We start from the raw sequence: 20619 nt of genomic DNA on the forward strand, positions 1-20619 counted from the left end.
AATATGGTTCGAGGAATTGCACACAGGTTCTCCAAAGGAAGTTTAAGCCAGTGTTAACCCTCTTCCTGGCGGAGTCAGGGGTAGTCTAGAGTGAACACGAATCGACCGGCTGTGCTGTGGCTTCGAACCTGCGCCGGCAGTTCCGTTCATGCGTAGACGGTTGACCTCAGCGGCGTAACAAAGCGCGGCCGGGGATCGATCCAACTTGGCCTGGTCGTCGGGCCGCCAACAAAGGAAGGGCAGCACGGCATGGCCGGGCACTGGGAGCGTCACGATGGTAGCAGCGGCGGGAACAGCTCCCTCGTCGACTCCGCCCGTGTACCCCTGTCCCTGATGTTCCTGGCCGGTACCTCCCAGGCGGCTCTTGCCAATGATCTCCTGCTGCCCTTCGCGGAAGGGGCTTCGGACCTCCTCGACTTCCTGCACAGCTTCGACCTGCACAACGCGGCCTATTTCGGCCTCTTTATGGGCCTCGTCGCCTTTTCGACCACCACCGCCCTGCTGCTGATGCACGAGCGCAAGCGCGCCGGCCGGGTGGAGCGGCGACTGAGAAACGAACTCGATGCCCTGCGCGGCGCGGACGATCTCGCGGCTCTTCTCATGGGCTCGGAGCGCCAGCTGCTCGTGAGCTGGCACGGCCGGGACGGCGAGCCGCGCTTCCAGGGCGATCCCACCATCGTCGGCGAGAATGCCCCGGCCCAGCGGGCCCTCGCCTTCGGCACCTGGCTCAATCCGGCCGATGCCACTGCCGTGGAAAGCGCCCTTGAACAGCTTAAAGTTCGCGGCCAGGCCTTCCGCCTGACGGCCCGCTGCACGACGGGCAGCCGCTTCGTCGACCTGGAAGGTCGCACCATCGGCGGACGGGCAATCCTGCGTCTGCGCGACGTGACCGGCGACCGGGCGGAACTCATGACGGCTCAAGGTCAGCTGTCGATCGCGCGCAGCGACCTGCGTTCGATGACGATGCTGCTCGACGATGTCGCCTATCCGCTCTGGATCCGCGATACGGACGACAAGCTGCTCTGGGCGAACCAGGCCTATCTGCGCTCGGTCGAGGCCTCCGATCTCGACGATGCCATCGCCCGCTCCCTCGAACTCCTGAGCGCGCCGACCCGGGATGAGGCCCGTCGCCAGCGCCGATCCGGTGTCACCTTCTCGGGGAGAGTTACGGCCGTGGTCGCGGGCCATCGCGCGGTTCTCGACGTGATCGAACGCCCGACCGCCGGCGGCAGCGCAGGCATCGCGGTCGACGTGTCGGAATTGGAAGCGGTCCGGACCGATCTGCAGCGCCAGATGGATGCCCATGTGCGCACCCTCGATCAGCTGCCGACGGCGGTTGCGATCTTCGACGGGTCGCAGACCCTCATTTTCAGCAACGCCGCCTATCAGCGCCTCTGGGGCCTCGACCAAACCTTTCTTGCCTCGCGTCCCACGGACAGCGAAGTGCTCGACAAGCTGCGCGCCGGCCGTAAGCTTCCCGAACAGGCGGATTTCCGCGCCTGGAAAACCGATTTCCTGCAGGGTTACCACTCGGTCGAGCAGCAGGAGACCTGGTGGCATCTGCCCGACCGGCGCACCCTGCGCGTGGTCATCAATCCCAATCCGCAGGGCGGCGTGACCTATCTGTTCGACGACGTGAGCGAGCGTTTCGAACTTGCTTCGCAGGTCCATTCGCTCACCCGCGTGCAGAGCGAGACGCTGGACACGTTGAAGGAAGGCGTCGCCGTGTTCGGCTCGGACGGGCGCCTCAAGCTGCACAATCGCGCCTTCGCCGATATGTGGAACCTATCGTCAGAAATGACAGCCGAAAACCCGCATATCGACACGATCATCAAGGCCTGCCGTCTGTTGGCCTCGCAGGACGAGCCGTGGATCGATATTCGCGGCGCAGTGGCGGGCCTTGCCGATATGCGCATGGGCCTCTCCTGCCGCATCGAACGCCATGACGGCACCGCACTCGACTGCACGGCGCAACCGCTGCCCGACGGCGCGACGCTCCTGAGCTTCACCGACGTGACGGCGAGCGTGAACGTAGAGCGCGCACTCACCGAGCGCAACGAAGCCTTGGAGCGCGCCTCGCGGCTGCGCGACGAATTCGTGCATCACGTGTCCTATGAGCTGCGCTCGCCGCTCACCAACGTCATCGGCTTCACGCAATTGCTCGGCGACGAGACGGTGGGCGTGCTCAATCCGCGCCAGCGCGATTACGCCGATCACATCATGCGCTCCTCCGCATCGCTGCTCGCGATCCTCAACGACATTCTCGATCTCGCATCCATCGACACGGGCTCGCTGGAGCTGACGCCGGAGATCGTCGATATCCGCTCCACCATCGAGGCCGCCATGCGCGGGCTGGAGGATCGGCTGGCGGAATCCTCGCTCAACTTAGTCATCGACACGCCCGACGACATCGGCACCTTCGTGGCCGACGGCAAGCGCGTGCGCCAGATCCTGTTCAACCTGCTCTCCAACGCGGTCGGCTTCTCCTCGCCCGGCCAGACCATCCGGGTCTCGGCGCGCAAGCGCGGCGGCGAGGTGATCTTTGACGTGAAGGATCAGGGCCGCGGCATGCCGCCCGAGATCAAGGCGCGCATCTTCGAGCGCTTCGAGAGCCACACCTTGGGAACGCGCCATCGCGGCGTCGGCTTAGGGTTATCCATTGTGCGCTCCTTCGTGGAGCTGCACGGCGGACGCATCGAGGTGTCGTCCGCCCCGGGCATCGGCACCACGGTCACGTGCATCTTCCCCAATGACCGGCACGAGACGCCGTCCGATGGCCGATCGGCGCAATCTGCGCTAACACCAATCGCAGCCGAGTAGGAACAGCGATGGCGAATGGACTGGCCCTCATGCCCGAGCAGGATGTTTTGCAAGCCGCCTGGATCGTGACGCTTCCCGACCACGAGTCGACGGAGCGCTTCGCGCGGATCCTGGCCGAGGAGCTCAAACCGGGCGATCTCGTGACCCTCTCGGGCGGCCTCGGCGCCGGCAAGACGACGCTCGCCCGCGCCCTCGTGCGTACGCTGGCCGACGATCCCGAGCTCGAGGTTCCGAGCCCCACCTTCACGCTGATGCAGGTCTATGACGGCCAAAGGCCGCCTATCGTCCACGCGGATTTCTACCGCCTCTCCGGTGGCTACGAGCTGGTGGAGCTGGGCTGGGACGAGATGACGGAGAACGCCATCGCCCTCGTCGAGTGGCCGGAGCGCGCCGAGGATGCCCTGAAACCCGAGCATCTCGACATCCGCCTCGATTTCGCCCCCGGCAGCCAGGGCCGTGGCCGCATCGCCATGCTCACCGGAACGGGCGCTTTCGCCTCGCGGCTGCAGCGCATGAAGGCCTATCGCAACCTCGTCGAGCGCTGCGGCTGGGGCGATGCGAAACGCCAGCCCATGCCGAGCGACGCCTCCGTGATCCGCTCCTACGAGCGCCTCGTGAAGCCCTCTGGCGAAACCGCGCTCCTGATGATCTCGCCTCCGCGCCCGGTCGGGCCCGCGGTGCGGCGGGGCAAACCCTATACCACCATCGCGAAGCTCGCCGAGACGGTCCATGCTTTTGTCGGCATGGACAAGGGCCTGCGTGCGCTTGGCTTCAGCGCGCCCTACATCTACGGCGAGGATCTGGAGGCTGGCCTGCTCCTCATCGAGGATCTCGGTGCCGAGCCCGTCACCGACGCCAATGGCCCGATCCCGGAGCGCTATGCGGAGGCGACGCGGGTTCTGGCACAGCTCCACGGCCAGACTCTGCCGCAGGTGCTGCCCGTCGCCGAGGGCATCGATCATTCGATCCCTCCTTATGATCTCGAAGCGCTCCTCATCGAGGTCGAGCTTTTGCTCGACTGGTACGTGCCGCACATCATCGGCACGCAGCTCTCGGGTTCGGCACGGGCGGAATTCGTCAATCTCTGGACCGAGACCCTGGGCGAGGTTCTCTCCGCTCCCGCCTCCTGGATCCTGCGCGATTACCACTCGCCCAACCTGATCTGGCTGCCCGAACGCGAAGGCCTGCAGCGGGTCGGCATGATCGATTTCCAGGATGCGGTTTTGGGCTCGCCGGCTTACGACGTCGCCTCGCTCCTGCAGGATGCACGCGTGACCATGCCGCCGGAGCTCGAATTGAAGCTTATCGGCCTTTACGCCCGCGACCGGAAGGCCGCCGATCCCGCCTTCGATGTTTCGGCCTTCGCCCGCGCCTACGCCATCATGGCGGGCCAGCGCGCGACAAAAATCCTCGGCATCTTCGCCCGCCTCGACCGACGGGACGGCAAGCCGCATTACCTCAAGCATCTGCCGCGGATCGAAACCTATCTCATCCGCAATCTCGCCCATCCGGCCCTGAGCAAGCTCAAGGTCTGGTATGAAAACTATCTGCCGAGGCTCATCCCACATGGGGATGAACTCCCTCCCGAATCCTGAGCCAGCTCCTTGTCCCAGACCTCCCCGCGCGCGCCGCACAAAGCCATCGTCCTCGCTGCAGGCTTAGGCAAGCGCATGCTGCCGATCACGGCCACCATGCCGAAGCCTCTCGTGAAGGTGGCGGGGCAAAGCCTGATCGACTTCGCTCTCGACCGGCTGCACGAGGCGGGCATCGAGACCGTGGTGGTGAATGTGCACCATTTCGCCGACATGCTCGAAGCGCATCTGCGCCCGCGCGAAGTCCCACGCGTCGTCATCTCGGACGAGCGGGGCGAACTCCTGGAGACCGGCGGCGGCGTGAAGAAGGCGCTGCCGCTTCTCGGCAACGAGCCGTTCATCACCTTCAACTCCGACTCACTCTGGATCGAAGGACAAGAGCCGAATCTGAAGCGCCTCGTGAGGGCCTGGGACCCGGAGCGGATGGACATCCTGATGCTCGTGGCCCCGTTATCCACAAGCATTGGATTCGAAGGCCGGGGCGATTTTCACAAGGAAGAGAGCGGTCGCCTGCGTCGCCGTGGAACTGACGACAGCGCTCCTTTTGCCTATGCAGGTGTGGCCATCGTGAAGCCGGAACTCGTTCACGGGACACCGGACGGAGCGTTTTCGGCCAACGCTTTCTACGACCGCGCCATCGCGAAGGGGCGCCTCTACGGCTTGTGCATGGAGGGGCAATGGCTGCATGTTGGGGAGCCTCAGGCGATTGCCGAGGCCGAAAAGTGCCTTGCCGCCAGCAAGCGATGAGGTCTGCTCGTGTCGAGTTCCGCGCGTGTCTTCTCGATTCCTCCGGGTTGCGCCTTTCTGCCGACCCTGGTGGACGCGCTGTTCGACGGGCGCCTCGTCGGCCCGCTGCCTGACGATCCCGCAGCCCTTGCCGACATCACGATCTATGTTCCAAACCGCCGCGCCACCCGCGCACTGATCGCGCTTCTGGCCGAACGCGGTGAAGGCCGTGCGCAGCTCCTGCCGCGCATCGTGCCGCTGGGTGAAACTGACGAGGCCGAGTTCGAGCTGACGGGACTGGAGGGCACGCCGTTGCAGGAGGCTGCAAGCCTCAAGCCCCCGATCCCGCCTCTGGAGCGCCGCCTCATCCTCACGCGGCTCGTGCAGCGCTGGTCGGCGGAAGTGGACCGCGCCTTGCTGCAGCTCGGCCCCGAGGTGCCCTTCATGGTGCCCGCCTCGCCCGCCGATGCGGTCAATCTCGCGGGCGATCTCGAGACCCTGATGGATGCCTTCACGACGGAAGGCATCGACTGGCATGCTCTCGAACTGGCGGTGGATTCCGACTACTCGAAATATTTCGAGATTACCCGCCACTTCGTGCAGATCGCGAGCGAGAACTGGCCGAAAATTCTCGCCGAACGCCAGGCGAGCGATCCGGCACAGCGGCGCAATGCCTTGTTGGACGCGGAAGCGAAGCGCTTGCAGCGCGAGCGCCCTGAGAATCCCATCATTGTCGCGGGCTCGACGGGTTCGGTGCCCGCCACCGCGCACCTCATGGGCGTGATCGCACGCCTGCCTAAGGGCGCCATCGTGCTGCCCGGTCTCGATACGGATCTCGACGAGGAGAGCTGGTGCACCATCGGCGGCGTGGGCGATGACGAAACCGACCCGGTGCACGGACACCCGCAGGCCTCTTTGCGCCGCCTCCTCGACAAGCATCTGCGCGTTTCACGCACCGCCGTCACTGTCCTCGGCGTGCTGCCGGATGCCGCGCGGGCCCGCAACCATCTGCTTTCGGAAACGCTACGTCCGGCGGACACCACAGATCGCTGGTCACTGATCGCGCCCGAGGATCGCGTCGCATTGAGCCGCAGCGGATGCGAGGGCCTCACGATCATCGAGGCGATGGACGAGCGCGAAGAGGCTCTCGCCATCGCGATTTCCTTGCGCGAAACCATCGCGCATCCGCACAGAACCGCAGCTCTCGTGACGCCTGATCGTGCGCTCGCCGCACGCGTGACGGCGGAGCTCGCGCGCTGGGGTCTGAGCGTCGAGGATTCCGCAGGCATTCCGCTCTCCGACATACCAGCCGGACGTCTCGCACGTCTGGCCGCGGAAGCGGCTGCCGACGATTTGCGGCCTGTGCGCTTGCTTGCTCTGCTTGCGCATCCGATGGTGCACCTCGGCCTGCCCCGCGAAACGGTCGAACATGCGGCAAGCGTGCTCGAAATCGGCGTGCTGCGCGGGCCCGCTCCCGCGCTCGGCGTTCAGGGCATGCGCGCGGCACTCGCCAGCCGCCGCACGGAAGATGATCGTCGTGCGCCGCGTCCGCGCAAGCGCTTGACGGAAACCGATTGGAATCTCGCCGACGAATTGCTGCAGCGTCTCGGTGTGGCGTTCAATACTTTTACGCCCGCCGTTCATGGCGAAGGCAAGCTCGATCTCATGTCCCTCGTAGAGGATCATCGCCGCGCCGTGGAAGCCCTGTGGGCTGGACCGGACGATGAGGAGATCGAGGACGCCGATTCATCCCGCGAGGCGCTTGCCGCGCTGTTCGACGATCTCGAACATTCGGACATCCGCGAGGAGGAAGGCCACCCGCTCGCGGGTCGCTTCGTCGATTATCCGACCTTCTTCACGGCGCTCGCCAAGCAGCGCTCCTTGAGTCCCTCGCCACGTACAACACACCGCCGCCTGAAAATTCTCGGCCTCCTCGAAGCACGCCTGCTCTCCGTCGACCGCGTGGTGCTCGGCGGGTTGGACGAGGGCACGTGGCCGCCGCGCACGGTGACGGATGCCTTCCTCAACCGTCCCATGCGCTCCCGCGTCGGCCTGATGCCGCCGGAGCGGCGCATCGGCCAGACCGCGCATGATTTCGTGCAGGCGCTCGGAACGCATGACGTGGTGATCACGCGTGCACAAAAACGCGACGGCTCGCCCATGGTGCCCTCGCGCTTTTTACAGCGTCTCAAGGCCTTCACCGGCAAGGAGGTGTGGGAGCGCATGACGAAGAGCGGCGATTATTATCGCCGCCTTGCCCGCACCCTCGATACGCCCGAGCCTGCGCCTCCCCTGCCGCGCCCGCGGCCGAAGCCCGATCCGGCGCTGTTCCCGCGTTCCTTGAGCGTCACGGAAATCGAGACACTTCTGCGCGATCCCTATTCGATCTTCGCGCGCCACATCCTCAAGCTCGATGCGCTCGATGCGATTGCGGTCACGCCGAGCGCGGCGGAGCGCGGCACGATCATCCACGACGTGCTGGGCCAATTCGCCGAGCAGTACCCGAAGGCCCTGCCGGCCCATGCGCAGGAGATCCTGCTCGCGCTCGGCACCGATGCCTTTGCCGACATCGCCGAGGCCTATCCCGAACTCTATGCCGAATGGTGGCCGCGCTTCACGCGGCTTGCCACCGAATTCGTGGTCTGGGAGCAGGCGCGCCGCCCCGATCTCGTGGAAGTCTATGCGGAGCGCTCCGGCAGGCTCTCGATCCCGCTGCCCGACGGCACGATCTTCAATCTGCGCGCCCGCGCCGACCGGATCGAGCACCGCCGCGACGGCGGCTTTGCCATCATCGACTTCAAGACCGGCCAGCCGCCGGGCATCCGGGAAGTCTATGCCGGCTTCTCGCCGCAGCTGACGCTTGAGGCGATGATGCTGATGAAGGGTGCCTTCAAGGGCCTGCCGATGGCAAAGGACACGCCGGACCTGATCTACATCCACACCACCGGCGGACGCGAGCCGATCAAGCCGCGCGAGATCGGTCCGACAGGCAAGGAAGAGCGCACCGTTCCCGAGATCGTCGAGGAGCATTGCCGGCGCTTCGAGGGCATGATCGTGCGCTACGCCAAGGGCGAGGCGGCTTATGTCTCGCGGCCCTTCCCGAAATATGCGCGCCGCTTCTCCGACTACGATCATCTGGCGCGTGTGAAGGAATGGTCGCTCGCAAGCGCGGGCGGGGTTGAGGGATCCGAATGAGCACCGATCTCGTCATTCCGGAATATACCAAGGATGCGCAGCGCCGCGCCGCCAATCCGCGCGCTTCCGCCTGGGTGTCGGCCAATGCCGGCGCGGGCAAGACCAAGGTGCTCACCGACCGAGTCGTGCGCCTGCTGCTCGCAGGCTCGCTGCCAGGCCGCATCCTCTGCCTGACCTTCACCAAGGCCGCCGCCGCCAACATGGCGATCCGCGTCTTCGAGCGCCTCGGCCGCTGGGTGACGCTCGATGAGGAAAGCCTCGTCAAGGAGCTGACGGAACTCGAAGGCGAGAAGCCGACCCGCCAACAGGTCAAACTCGCGCGCACGCTCTTTGCCCGTGCGGTGGAAACGCCGGGCGGCCTGAAGATCGACACGATCCACGCCTTCTGCGAGCGCCTTCTGCACCTGGTGCCCTTCGAGGCCAATGTGCCCGCGCGCTTCGCCGTTCTCGACGAGAGCCAGACCGATGAGATGCTGGCGCAGGCCAGTGCCAATGTGATGGCCGATGCGGCGAGCGGCAATTTTCCGGAACTGGCAGAGGCGCTCGACATCGTCAGCGTCGATGCGGTAGGCGATGCGCTCACCTCCGCGATCAACGCGGCCCTGAAGTGCAAGACGTTCCTGCACGATCCGAGGGGTCCCGCACGGCTTCGCAGGGAACTCGGGCTGGCGCCGGACGAGGCGCTTGAGAGCATCGAGATGGCGATGCTGGAAGGCGGCATCGCGCCAAGCGAATGGCCTGCCATCGCGCAGGAATTGCTTGCGGGCAAGGCGACCGACCAGGAACGCGCCGCGTCCTTCATCGCTGCCGCCGAAGCGCAGGACCTGGACGAGAAGCTCAAGCATTACCTGTCGGTCTTCCTGAAGGAATCCGATTGGACGCCGCGCGCGGAATCGCGCCTCGTGACGAAATCCGTCGATCCGGCTTTGAAGAACCGATTGCTCGACGAGCAGAGCCGCATCTGGCGCCTCATCGACAAGCGCAAGGCCGCGCGCGCCGCCGAGCGCACCGATGCGCTGTTTAGGCTCGCCGCCGAGATCCTTACCCGCGTCGAGCAGGCGAAGATGCGTCTCGGCGCCCTCGACTTCCAGGATCTCATCGACAAGACCCTGGCGCTGCTCTCGCGCGGCGACACGGCCTGGGTGCTCTACAAGCTCGATCGCGGCATCGATCACGTGCTGATCGACGAGGCGCAGGACACGAACCCGGAGCAATGGGAAATCCTGCGCAAGATCACCGAGGATTTCACCGCGGGCGCTGGTGCCGCAGGCGGGCGCGTGCGCACGCTCTTTGCGGTCGGCGATCCCAAACAGTCGATCTATGGTTTCCAGGGCGCTGCGCCGCAGGAATTCGAGACGACGCGCCGAAGCTGGTCGCAGAAGGTCAAGCAGGCTGAGCTTCACTTCGAGGACGTGTCGCTCACCATGTCGTTCCGCTCAGGGAAAGCCGTTCTGTCGGCGGTGGACGCCACCTTCGCGGTCGAGCGCAACTTCAAGGGCCTGTCCTTCGAGGACAAGGCGGTCGGCACCGTGCATGAAAGCGCCCGTCCGCATGCGCCGGGCCTCGTCGAGATGTGGCCGCTCGAGACGCCCGCCGAGGCGGAAGAGCCCGAGGCCTGGGTACTGCCCATCGACGAACCTGAGCAGCATGCACCGCCGGTCGTCGTCGCGCGCCGCATCGCGCAGGCCGTGAAGTGCTGGACCACCAAGGGCGACGAGATGGGCCGCGTGTGGACGGCCGGCGACGTGCTCGTGCTGGTGAGGAAACGCGGCGCGGCCTTCGAGGCGGTGATCCGCGCGCTGAAGGAAGCGGGCGTGCCGGTGGCGGGCGCGGACAGGCTCAATATCGGCGAGCACATCGCCGTGCTCGATCTCGTGGCGGCGGGACGCGCGGCGCTTCTGCCCGACGACGACCTCACCCTCGCGACCGCGCTGAAATCACCGCTCGTCGGTCTGACCGACGACGATCTCATCCGCATCGCCGCCGACCGCGCGGACGAGGAATCGCTGCATGCCGCCATGACGCGCCATGCGGACGATGGCGATGCGAAGGCAAAGCGTGGATGCGAAGCCCTGAATGCATGGCGTGAGTTGGCGCGCATCCACGGCCCGTTCGGCTTCTTCGCCACCCTGCTCGGCCCGCGCGGTGGGCGCTCGCTGCTCGTGGCGCGTTTGGGCAGCGAAGCGGGCGACGCCATCGACGCTTTCCTGTGTTTCGCGCATCAATCGGATGTGACGGAGACGCCCTCGCTCACCGTCTTCCTCAATCGCTTCGAATCGGCCTCGCACACGATCAAGCGCGACCTCGATTCCGTGAACAACGAAGTGCGCGTGATGACCGTGCACGGCGCGAAGGGATTGGAAGCGCCCATCGTTGTGCTCATCGACGGCTGCGAAGTGCTCGGCCGCGATCCGCCGCTCCTGCAATTGCAGACCGCGAGCGGCGACAAGATCCCGGTCTGGTCATCCGGCAAGAACTCCGATTCGAGCACGATGGCGCAATCGCGCGACCTTCTGCACGCCAAGGGCTACGAGGAGCACAATCGCCTGCTCTATGTCGCCATGACGCGCGCCAAGGACCGGCTCGTGATTGCGCCGTATCGCACGAACGGCAACGAGACCAAGCAGGAAGCCTGGTGCGAGATGATCCGCCACGGGCTCGTCGCCAAGGCGGGCGGCCTGGAGCTGGACGAGGCGCCCTACGGCCCGATCTCCGTCTGGCGCGACGGCTCGGCGCTAGCGCGTACGCTCTTGCCTGAATCGGATGTGCCGCCGCTCGATCCCATCGCCGTGCCGGACTGGCTCACCACGGCAGTGATGCCGGAGCCGGAGCCCCTGCCGCCGATCCGCCCCTCCAGCGCGCTCGGTGCCGCAGACCGCATGACGCGTCCCGGCGACGGGCCTTACGCGCCCGAGGCGCGGTTGCGCGGCACCCTGGTCCATGCCCTGCTGGAGCGCCTGCCGGCACTGGCTCCTGAGCACCGCGAGGCCATGGCACACTCCTACATCAAGGCGCGCGCGCCGCGCTTGGCCTCCGAGTTGCGCGAATCGATCCTCACCAATGCTCTTAGCGTTCTCGACCATGCGGACCTGAAGCCTCTGTTCGGCAAGGGCTCGCGGGCGGAGGCGCCCATCGCCGGGCGCGTGCTGACGGCGGAGGGTGAGATCATGGTCTCGGGCCAGATCGACCGGCTGGCCGTCCTCGACACCGAAGTGCTGGTCGCCGATTTCAAGACCACCGCGCGGCCTCCAAAGCCCGGCCAGCCGCCGCCCCGCGCTTACGTGGCGCAGCTTGCCCTCTATCGGACGCTGCTCGCCGAGATCTATCCGGACAGGCGCATCCGCACCTTCCTGATCTGGACCTCCGGCCCCGTGATCCACGAGCTCATGGAACCCGACTTGGAATCGGCACTTACCCTCATCAAAGCGGCGTGAGGACAATGGCCCTTGCTTGATTCCCGAAACGCCGGTTCTTACCTTGGCCCTATAGCCGAGCGACTCGGATCCGAGTCGCGTTCAAAGTCAAAGGTGATCTGATGGCGACCGTAAAGGTGACCGATTCAAGCTTCGCGCAGGACGTCCTGCAATCCTCCGAGCCCGTCGTGGTCGATTTCTGGGCTGAGTGGTGCGGCCCCTGCCGTATGATCGGCCCGGCTCTGGAAGAGATTTCCGACGAGATGGCCGGCAAGGTGAAGATCGCCAAGCTCAACGTGGACGAGAACCCGCAGATCTCCTCCCAGCTCGGCATCCGCTCGATCCCGGCGCTGATGATGTTCAAGGACGGCAAGGTCGTGGCCCAGAAGGTCGGCGCCGCCCCCAAGGGCGAGCTCAGCCGCTGGATCCAGGCTTCGACCTGATCGGGTTGAGATTTGAAGTTATGGAAGGGGCCGAAAGGCCCCTTTTCTTTTGGTGGTATGTCATCCCGGACGAAGCGAAGCGGAGATCCGGGATCGTGTGCAGGACAAAACGCGGAAGCTCAACGCTGTCATCCCCGCGCAGGCGGGGATCCATAACCACGACAGTGGGAGGAGAGGCGCAGCGGACATAGCAACGCGAGTCCTGCATCGTCAGCGGTTATGGATCCCGGGCTCTGCTGCGCAGCCCGGGATGACAGCGCCAAGCTGGTTTGCACGATCCCGGATCGACTTCGCCGTCCGGGATGACGAGGCTGGAGCCTTACTCCGGCAATGTCCCGTTCGCCGCCAGGACCTCGCCGGCCAGATACAGCGAGCCGCAGATCAACACGCGGGGCGGGTGGTCCCAGACGTAGTTGTGGAGCGACGCGAGGGCGGATTCGACGCTTGTGGCGGTCGAGGTGGTGAGACCGACGCTCGATGCGATGGCAGCAACCTCCTCGGCCGGGCGTGCCGCGATCTGGCCTGCGATCGGCACCGCGATCACTTCCCGGGCCAGCCCTGAAAAATTCTTGAAGAAGGCTTGGCTGTCCTTGGTGCCGAGCATGCCGGCGATCAGCACGAGGGGTGCGTCCGAGCGCTCGCTCCGGTCGGCCATGGCAGCGGCGAGAACCCGGCCGCCATCGGGGTTATGGCCGCCGTCGAGCCAGAGTTCGCAGCCCTTGGGCGCGATCTCCGGCAGGCGGCCCCGGTTGAGACGCTGCAACCGCCCCGGCCATTCGGCGCGGGTCAGCCCCGTCTCGAAGGCCGACGTCTCGAACTGCTCAAAGCCTGCCGCACGCAAAGCTGCAATGGCAGTGCCTGCATTCACGTATTGATGCCGCCCGATGAGCCGCGGCCGCGGCAGATCGAGGAGACCCTTCTCGTCCTGGTAGACGAGCCGCCCGCCTTCCTCATGCACGGAAAAGTCCTGCTGGCCGACGAGAATTGGCGCCGCGCCGATGCGCTCGGCCTCGCTGACCAGGGTCTGGTCGGCTTCCACATAATCCTGCGGCGCGATGATGGCAGGACAGCCGCGCTTGAAGATGCCGGCCTTTTCCCTGGCAATGGCCTGAAGCGTCGTGCCGAGATATTCCGCGTGATCGTGACCGATCGGCGTGACGACGGCGGCGGCAGGCCTGTCGATGACGTTGGTGGCATCGAAGCGGCCGCCGAGTCCCACTTCCAGCAGGAGCACGTCGGCAGGTTCTTCCGAGAAGATCAGCAGGGCCGCCGCGGTCGTGATCTCGAACACGGTGATCGGCTCGCCCGCATTCACCGCCTCGCAACGGCGGAAGGCTTCGACGAGCCTCTCCTCGGTCACGTAGCGGCCACCGCCAAAGCGCCCCAACCGGATGCGCTCATGGAAGCGCACGAGATGGGGCGAGGTATAGACATGGACCGCAAGCCCTGCGCTTTCCAGGATCGCCCGCATGAAGGCGATGGTCGAACCCTTGCCGTTGGTGCCGGCCACATGGATCGTGGGCGGCAGGCGGCGCTCGGGATGGCCGAGCTGGCCAAGCAGCCGCTGGATGCGCCCGAGCGACAGATCGATGGTCTTCGGATGCAGGGCGAGAAAGCGCGCGATCAGCGCATCGGAGGATTCCATCGCCCTGCTCCAAGCATGATCTGAAAAAGTGGGAACCGGTTTTTCAGCAAGATCATGCGACAACAAAAAGTTACTCGGCCGCAACCGCAACGGCCGTCGTCGGCGCAGAGGCCGGTGCCTTGGTGAAGAGGCGCGACAGGCGCGCGACGGTCGATTTCAGGTCATGCCGGTGCACGACCGCGTCCACCATGCCGTGCTCCTTCAGGTACTCGGCGCGCTGGAAGCCGTCGGGCAGCTTCTCGCGGATGGTCTGCTCGATCACGCGCGGGCCGGCGAAGCCGATGAGCGCGCCGGGCTCGGCGAGATGCACGTCGCCGAGCATGGCATAGGACGCCGTCACGCCGCCCGTGGTCGGGTTCGTGAGCACGACGATATAGGGAAGCTTGGCATCGCGCAGGCGGCGGATCGCTACCGTGGTGCGGGGCATCTGCATGAGGGAGAGAATGCCCTCCTGCATGCGCGCGCCGCCGGAACCGGCGAAGAGCACGAAAGGTGTCTTCTTGTCGAGCGCGGTCTCGGCGCCCTTGATGAAGGCCTCGCCCGCGGCCATGCCGAGCGAGCCGCCCATGAAGCCGAAATCCTGCACGGCGATGGTCATCGGCAGTTCGTCGACCCGGCCGAAGCCGACCTTGAATGCATCCTGCTGGCCGGTCTTGGTGCGGGCGTCCTTCAGGCGGTCGATGTAGCGCTTCTCGTCACGGAACTTCAGCGGGTCCACGGCCACTTCCGGCAGGGCCACGTCGAGCCAGGTGGCGCCGTCGAACATGAGCTGCAGGCGCTGGGTGGCGGAGATGCGCATGTGATGGTTGGAACCGGGGATCACCCATTGGTTCGCCTCCACATCCTTGTGGAACACCACCTGCCCGGTCTCCGGGCACTTGATCCAGAGATTGTCCGGCGTCTCGCGCTTGAAGAGCGTCTTGATCTTCGGACGGACGACTTCGGAAATCCAGTTCATCGCTTCAATCCTCTCGTCATGGCCGGGCTTGACCCGGCCATCCACGTCTGACCACGCCGGAGGCATGGATGCCTGCCACGGCAGGGTTGACGTGCCTTATGTATTAGGCCGCGGCGCGTTTTGCCACCGAGCGCACGCCTTCGCTCAATTCCTTCACCAGCTTCGTGACCGCCTCGACCGAACCTGCCGTAGCGCGATCCTGATCATCGAGGGTGCGCTTCAGGGCATCGATGAGGGCCGAGCCCACCACGACGCCGTCGGCCCCTTTGGCCACCGCCGCCGCGTGCGCGCCGCTCTTCACGCCGAAGCCCACCACGACGGGAAGGGGCGTATGACGCTTGATCCGCTCCACGGCGGTCGCGACCTTGCCGAAATCCGGCGTCGCAGCGCCGGTGATGCCGGTGATCGAGACGTAATAGACGAAGCCCGCCGTGTTCGCGAGCACTGCCGGCAGGCGCTTGTCGTCCGTGGTCGGGGTGGCCAGCCGGATGAAGGCGAGGCCAGCCTTGAGCGCCGGCAGGCACAGCTCGTCATCCTCCTCCGGCGGCAGATCGACGACGATCAGACCATCGACGCCGGCCTCTTTCGCATCGGCCAGGAAGCGGTCGACGCCGTAGACGAAGATCGGGTTGAAATAGCCCATGAGGATCACGGGCGTGTCGGCATCCTCGGCCCGGAAGTGGCGGATGAGGTCGAGGGTCTTGACCGTGTCCTGCCCTACTTTCAGGGCGCGCAGCCCCGCCGCCTGGATCGCCGGACCGTCGGCCATGGGATCGGTGAAGGGCAGCCCGAACTCGACGATGTCGGCTCCCGCCTTGGGCAGGCTCTTGAGGATTTCGAGCGAAGTTTCCGGATCCGGATCGCCGGCCATCACATAGGTGACGAGCGCGGCACGGCCTTCCGCACGGCACTTTTCGAAACGGGCTTCAATGCGCTTTGTCATGGGCGGGTCTTTAGCATGAGAGGAAGGCGGGGCGAAACCTGTACGGCCTCTGAAATGGAACCTCCTTCGTCATGCCCGCACTTGCTGCGGGCATCCACGTCTTTGCAGCGGTTGAAGACGTGGATGGCCGGGACAAGCCCGGCCATGACGGGAAAGGACTAGACGATCTGGTTGCCCAGATGCTCGGCGATCTGGAACAGGTCCTTGTCGCCGCGGCCGCTGATATTGACCACCATCAGGTGATCCTTGGGCTTCTTTGGCGCGAGTTCCATCACCTTGGCGAGCGCGTGGCTGGGTTCCAGCGCGGGCAGGATGCCCTCGAGGCGTGAGCAGAGCTGGAAGGCTTCGAGCGCCTCGTCGTCGGTGGCGGAGATATACTTCACGCGGCCCATCTCGTGCAGCCAGGCATGCTCCGGGCCGATGCCGGGATAATCGAGGCCGGCCGAGATGGAATGGGCGTCCGCGATCTGCCCGTCCTCGTTCATGAGCAAGTAGGTGCGGTTGCCGTGCAGCACGCCGGGTCGGCCGCCGGTGAGCGAGGCCGCATGGAGCTTGTCGAGGCCGTGGCCGGCGGCTTCCACGCCGTAGATCTCGATGTCCTTGTCGTCGAGGAAGGGGTGGAACAACCCGATGGCGTTGGAGCCGCCGCCGATGCAGGCGACGAGCGAATCCGGCAGGCGGCCTTCCGCCTCCATCATCTGCTCGCGGGTCTCGGTGCCGATGACGCACTGGAAGTCGCGCACCATGGCCGGATAGGGATGAGGACCCGCCACCGTGCCGATGCAATAGAAGGTGTCGGAGACATTGGTGACCCAGTCGCGCAGGGCCTCGTTCATGGCGTCTTTCAGCGTCTTCGTGCCGGACTGCACCGGCACGACCTTGGCGCCGAGCATGTTCATGCGGAACACGTTGGGCTTCTGCCGCTCCACGTCGACCGCGCCCATATAGACCACGCAGTCGAGGCCGAAGCGCGCGCAGAGCGTTGCAGTGGCAACCCCGTGCTGGCCGGCGCCGGTCTCGGCGATGATGCGCTTCTTGCCCATGCGGCGGGCGAGAAGGATCTGGCCCAGCACGTTGTTCACCTTGTGCGCGCCGGTATGGTTCAGCTCTTCGCGCTTGAAGTAGATCTTCGCTCCACCGAGATGCTCGGTCATGCGCTCGGCGAAGTAGAGCGGGCTCGGACGGCCGATATAGTGGGTCGAGTAGCTCGCCATGTCGGCGTGGAAGGCCGGGTCGTTCCTGGCTTCCTCGTAGGCCTTTTCCAGCTCGAGGATGTTCGGCATCAGAGTCTCGGCGACGAAGCGGCCGCCGAACTGGCCGAAGTGCCCGCGCTCGTCGGGACCGGTGCGGAAGGAATTGGGTTGGGCTTGAGCTGACACGGCCTGTCCTGCCTTGAAGAGCTGAAGCACGCCCAGGAAAGGCGTGCCGTCTTAACTAGTGGTGGGCAGCGAATGCTGTCCGGGCGGCCCTGATGAAGGCCTCGATCCGCGCCGGATCCTTGAGACCCGGCCCGCTCTCCACCCCGGACGACACGTCGACGGCCTGCGGCCTGGTGAGCCGGATCGCCTCCGCCACGTTGTCGGGGTTGAGGCCTCCTGACAGCATGAAGGAAAGCTTGGGGTCAAGCCCGTTGAGCAACCGCCAGTCGAAGGCGATCCCGTTCCCGCCCGGTAGGGCGTTAGCCGCGCGGGGCGGCTTGGCATCGAGCAGGATATGGTCGACCCCACCCGCATAGGGGCGAAGCGCCTGGAGATCGGAGGCTTCCGCGATCCCGAGAGCCTTCATGACCGGCCGTTTGATCATCGAGCGGATCTCGGCCACGCGCTCAGGCGTCTCGCTTCCATGCAGCTGAATCAGGTCAGGGTTGATGGCCTCGACGGCCTGGGCGATGTCCTCGTCGTCGGGATTGACCAGCAACACCACGCGCTGCGCGCGGCCTCTGGCCTGCAGCGCGAGACGGTGACCGAGATCGAGGCTGACATGACGGGGGCTCTTGGGGAAGCGCACGAAGCCGACCATGTCCGCGCCTGCACTGAGCGCAACATCGAGGGTTTCGGGCGTCGAGAGCCCGCAGATTTTCACCAGATTATCCATAAGGGCTATTTTACAACGCTTTTGCCAGCGAGCGCCACACCAGCATCGCCGCAGCCAGATCCTCCAGCGCTGCGCCGACCGATTTGAAGGCGGTGATCGCCTCCGGATCGCGGCTTGGCGGGTTCTGGCAGAGTTCGGTGAGCGTGCCGCGGATATGGCTTTCGGTAATTGCGCCGCTCTGGAGCGACACGGCCACGTCGCCGCCCTCAACCTTGGCAGCCGGCGTGTCGATATAAACTTGAGCCCGCCGCAAAGCTTCGTCGTCCGCCTCGCGCATCTTCAGATTGAAGGCGCCGACGAGGTCGAGATGCGCCCCTGGCTTCAGCCAGGCTCCCTGGACAATGGGTGCAGTCGAGAGCGTCGCGCAGGAGACGAGATCGGCCTCACGCACCGCCGCCTCTAGATCCGTCACAGCAGTGACGGGCAGCCCCTCGCGTGCAAGCTCGGCTGCGAGTTTCTCGGCCTTCTCGCCATTGTGGTTCCAGAGCGCCACTTCGCGGATCGGCCGCTGGCTCATATGGGCGCGGATGAGGAACGGCGCGAGCGCGCCTGATCCCACCATCACCATGCGGCTTGCATCCTCGCGTGCCAGATATCGCGCGGCGAGCGCGGACGCGGAGGCGGTGCGCCAGACGGTGAGGCGCGTGCCGTCGAGAACCGAGATGGGCGCGCCCGTGGCGCCGTCCATCAGCAGATAGGAGCCCATCACGCTGGGCAGGCTTCTCGTGCCGTTCTCGGGAAAGACGGTGACGATCTTCACGCCGAGAAACCCATCCTGCATCGCAGGCCCCGTCCAGGACGGCATGAGCAGGAGTGTGCCATGGGCGCCCGGACGTTCGATCTCGTGGTGATGGCGCACCGGCGTGACCATGTCGCCGCGAAAGGCCTCGGCCAGGGCATCGATCAGGGCCGGAAAGGTGAGAACCCGATCGATCTCGGCAGATGTCACGACGCGCATGGGAGGATCTTAGAAGCTACGAGCCTGGGAAGAGGGAACGGTGGCCGGCAGGGTGGTCGTGGCCGGAGCGCTCTGTGTCTTCAAGCGCTCGGTCTCATAGCGCAGCTGCCGCGCTTCGCGGCGAGACTGGCGGCCGGCCCGGCGGTTCTTGCCTTGCGCAAGCCAGCTCGCCACGCCGCCGATCACCACGCCGAGCATGACGGCGGCAAAGATCACCGCGAACAGCGGCAGCTGAGTCGCGAATTCCGGCGCGTCCTGCGAGAACGGATCCAGCGACAGGGTCACCGGCGCGCGGTTCGCGACCGCGAGCAGAACGACCAGGATGGCAATCGGCAGGAGAATGAGCGCCTTCAGAAAGCGAATCACGAGCACCTCTCAAGAATGACTTCAAGGATCACTGCGCAGCCGCGGCCTTGAGTACCTTCGGAGCCGGAGCATTGAGCCGCTGCCGCATTTCCTTGCCCGTCTTGAAGACGGGAACAACCTTTTCGGAGATGGAAACGGATGCACCCGTGCGCGGGTTGCGGCCCGTGCGGGCATCCCGCTTCTTCACCGAGAACGCGCCGAAGCCGCGCAGCTCGACCCGGTCGCCCCTGGCGAGGGCGTCGGCAATGGTATCGAGGATCGCATTCACGATCTTCTCCACATCGCGCTGGTAGAGATGCGGGTTCTGCTCGGCAATCTTGAGCACCAGTTCGGATTTGATCATAGGGCGGCTATATCTTTGACGTTGCTTTATTTTTCCGAAGGTTGCCAGACAGCCAGGAGGCCGTCAAGTTGTGCAATCTCAGCATGAGCCGATGTCCGGCGCAGGGCCTCGGCGACCCGCTCGAAACCGAAGAAATCGGCCAATGTCGCGCTCATGGCGAAGATCGATAGATCGCGGTCGCTGCTCGGCTTCCAGTCACGAATCGGCAGATCCTTGGCCACGCCCTTCGTCTGCTCCAGCCAGGCGACCGCATCGCGCTCGCCGCCGATCTTGTCGACGAGCTTCATGGGCACGCCCTGACGGCCGCTGAAGACTTGGCCGGTGGAGGCGGCGGCGAGTTCGCCCTCGTTGAGACGACGGCGGTCGCGCACCAGGGCCTTGAACCAGTCAAAGGTGTCGTTGACCACCGCCTGCATGGCGGCACGCGCCTCCGGCGATGTCGGTTTGAAGGGGCTCGGCTCCGCCTTGAGCGGCGAGGACTTCACCTCCTCCAGCTTCACGCCGACCTGGCCCATGAGGCCCGAGAGATCCGGATACTGGAAGAGCACGCCGATGGAACCGACGATGGAAGTCTCGCGGGCAACGATGTAGTCCGTCGCAATCGCCGTGATGTAGCCGCCGGATGCTGCCGTGCCGTCGACGAAGGTCACCACGGGCTTCTTCTCGCTAAGCCTGCGGATATTGCGGTAGATCTCTTCCGATCCCGTCGTGGTGCCGCCGGGGCTGTTGATGGAAATCACGACGCCGGAGACCGCGCTCGAATCGCCGACCCGCCGCATCAGGTCGGCGAGGCGCTGGTTGCCGGTGATCAGGCCGTCGATGGAGATGCGCGCAATCTGGTTCTGGAGCGCGCCATAGCCCGCCCGGTCCGCGGCGGCATAGCCGAGAGCGGCGACGGCGGCGATGAGGCCGGAGAATCCCGCGACGCGCCAGAAGGAGAGCTTGCGGCGCAGACGGCGGCGGTCGGCGATGGCTTCGGCATCGATGGACATCGATTCGTCTCTTGCTGGTTCCAAGTCGGATGCGAGGCTGAGCCTCACGAGGGCCGCACCCTAGAGCGGTTTGATCGCATTTTCCAGGTGGCGAAGCTGAATCCGCAGCAGCTGAAAATGCGTCCACGCGC

At 65.5% G+C, this 20619-nt stretch carries 15 protein-coding genes; 6 read left to right on the top strand and 9 right to left on the bottom strand.

The genetic code is table 11. From position 1 onward, the window contains the following. The first annotated feature begins 249 nt into the window (after positions 1-249). From JO965_RS25240 to trxA, 6 genes are all read left to right on the top strand, one after another. Entirely contained in the window at positions 250-2820 is a 2571-nt protein-coding gene (locus JO965_RS25240) for an ATP-binding protein (RefSeq protein WP_203441663.1), read from the top strand. 8 nt (positions 2821-2828) lie between these two features. After that, positions 2829-4415, top strand: coding sequence for a tRNA (adenosine(37)-N6)-threonylcarbamoyltransferase complex ATPase subunit type 1 TsaE (tsaE, locus tag JO965_RS25245; protein ID WP_203441664.1), 1587 nt, complete (start codon positions 2829-2831; stop codon positions 4413-4415). Between the two features lie 9 nt (positions 4416-4424). Continuing rightward, entirely contained in the window at positions 4425-5159 is a 735-nt protein-coding gene (locus JO965_RS25250; protein ID WP_203441665.1) for a nucleotidyltransferase family protein, read from the top strand. 9 nt (positions 5160-5168) lie between these two features. After that, positions 5169-8333, top strand: a complete 3165-nt coding sequence (gene addB / locus JO965_RS25255) for a double-strand break repair protein AddB (RefSeq protein WP_371826821.1) — start codon at positions 5169-5171, stop codon at positions 8331-8333. Then, entirely contained in the window at positions 8330-11767 is a 3438-nt protein-coding gene (addA, locus tag JO965_RS25260; RefSeq protein WP_203441666.1) for a double-strand break repair helicase AddA, read from the top strand. The genes addB and addA overlap by 4 nt, the downstream gene beginning before the upstream one ends. A gap of 101 nt (positions 11768-11868) precedes the next feature. Beyond that, the gene (gene trxA, locus JO965_RS25265) at positions 11869-12189 is read left to right on the top strand and encodes a thioredoxin (protein WP_203441667.1); all 321 of its coding nucleotides are present in this window, start codon (positions 11869-11871) and stop codon (positions 12187-12189) included. A 319-nt stretch (positions 12190-12508) separates the two neighbouring features. Here trxA and JO965_RS25270 read toward each other — a convergent pair whose 3' ends face one another. The 9 genes from JO965_RS25270 to sppA form a co-directional block, all read right to left on the bottom strand. Next, entirely contained in the window at positions 12509-13834 is a 1326-nt protein-coding gene (locus tag JO965_RS25270; protein WP_203441668.1) for a folylpolyglutamate synthase/dihydrofolate synthase family protein, read from the bottom strand. Between the two features lie 70 nt (positions 13835-13904). Continuing rightward, complete coding sequence (gene accD, locus JO965_RS25275) at positions 13905-14792, bottom strand: acetyl-CoA carboxylase, carboxyltransferase subunit beta (protein ID WP_203441669.1); 888 nt, start codon at positions 14790-14792, stop codon at positions 13905-13907. Positions 14793-14895: 103 nt separating this feature from the next. Next, a complete protein-coding gene (trpA, locus tag JO965_RS25280) occupies positions 14896-15735 on the bottom strand; it encodes a tryptophan synthase subunit alpha (protein WP_203441670.1) in 840 nt (279 codons plus the stop codon). A gap of 158 nt (positions 15736-15893) precedes the next feature. Then, on the bottom strand, positions 15894-17114 hold the full coding sequence (gene trpB / locus JO965_RS25285) for a tryptophan synthase subunit beta (RefSeq protein WP_203441671.1): 1221 nt from the start codon (positions 17112-17114) through the stop codon (positions 15894-15896). Between the two features lie 55 nt (positions 17115-17169). Continuing rightward, complete coding sequence (locus JO965_RS25290) at positions 17170-17829, bottom strand: phosphoribosylanthranilate isomerase (protein ID WP_203441672.1); 660 nt, start codon at positions 17827-17829, stop codon at positions 17170-17172. Between the two features lie 10 nt (positions 17830-17839). Continuing rightward, positions 17840-18787: an ornithine cyclodeaminase family protein gene (locus JO965_RS25295; protein WP_203441673.1), complete on the bottom strand. Its 948-nt coding sequence runs from the start codon at positions 18785-18787 to the stop codon at positions 17840-17842. A gap of 9 nt (positions 18788-18796) precedes the next feature. Beyond that, a complete protein-coding gene (locus JO965_RS25300) occupies positions 18797-19153 on the bottom strand; it encodes a lipopolysaccharide assembly protein LapA domain-containing protein (protein WP_203441674.1) in 357 nt (118 codons plus the stop codon). A gap of 28 nt (positions 19154-19181) precedes the next feature. Then, the gene (gene ihfB, locus JO965_RS25305; protein ID WP_152709482.1) at positions 19182-19496 is read right to left on the bottom strand and encodes an integration host factor subunit beta; all 315 of its coding nucleotides are present in this window, start codon (positions 19494-19496) and stop codon (positions 19182-19184) included. Positions 19497-19522: 26 nt separating this feature from the next. Next, entirely contained in the window at positions 19523-20488 is a 966-nt protein-coding gene (gene sppA / locus JO965_RS25310; RefSeq protein ID WP_203441675.1) for a signal peptide peptidase SppA, read from the bottom strand. Positions 20489-20619: the final 131 nt, after the last annotated feature.

It is taken from the genome of Microvirga sp. VF16 (assembly GCF_016864375.1).
Taxonomy (GTDB): domain Bacteria; phylum Pseudomonadota; class Alphaproteobacteria; order Rhizobiales; family Beijerinckiaceae; genus Microvirga.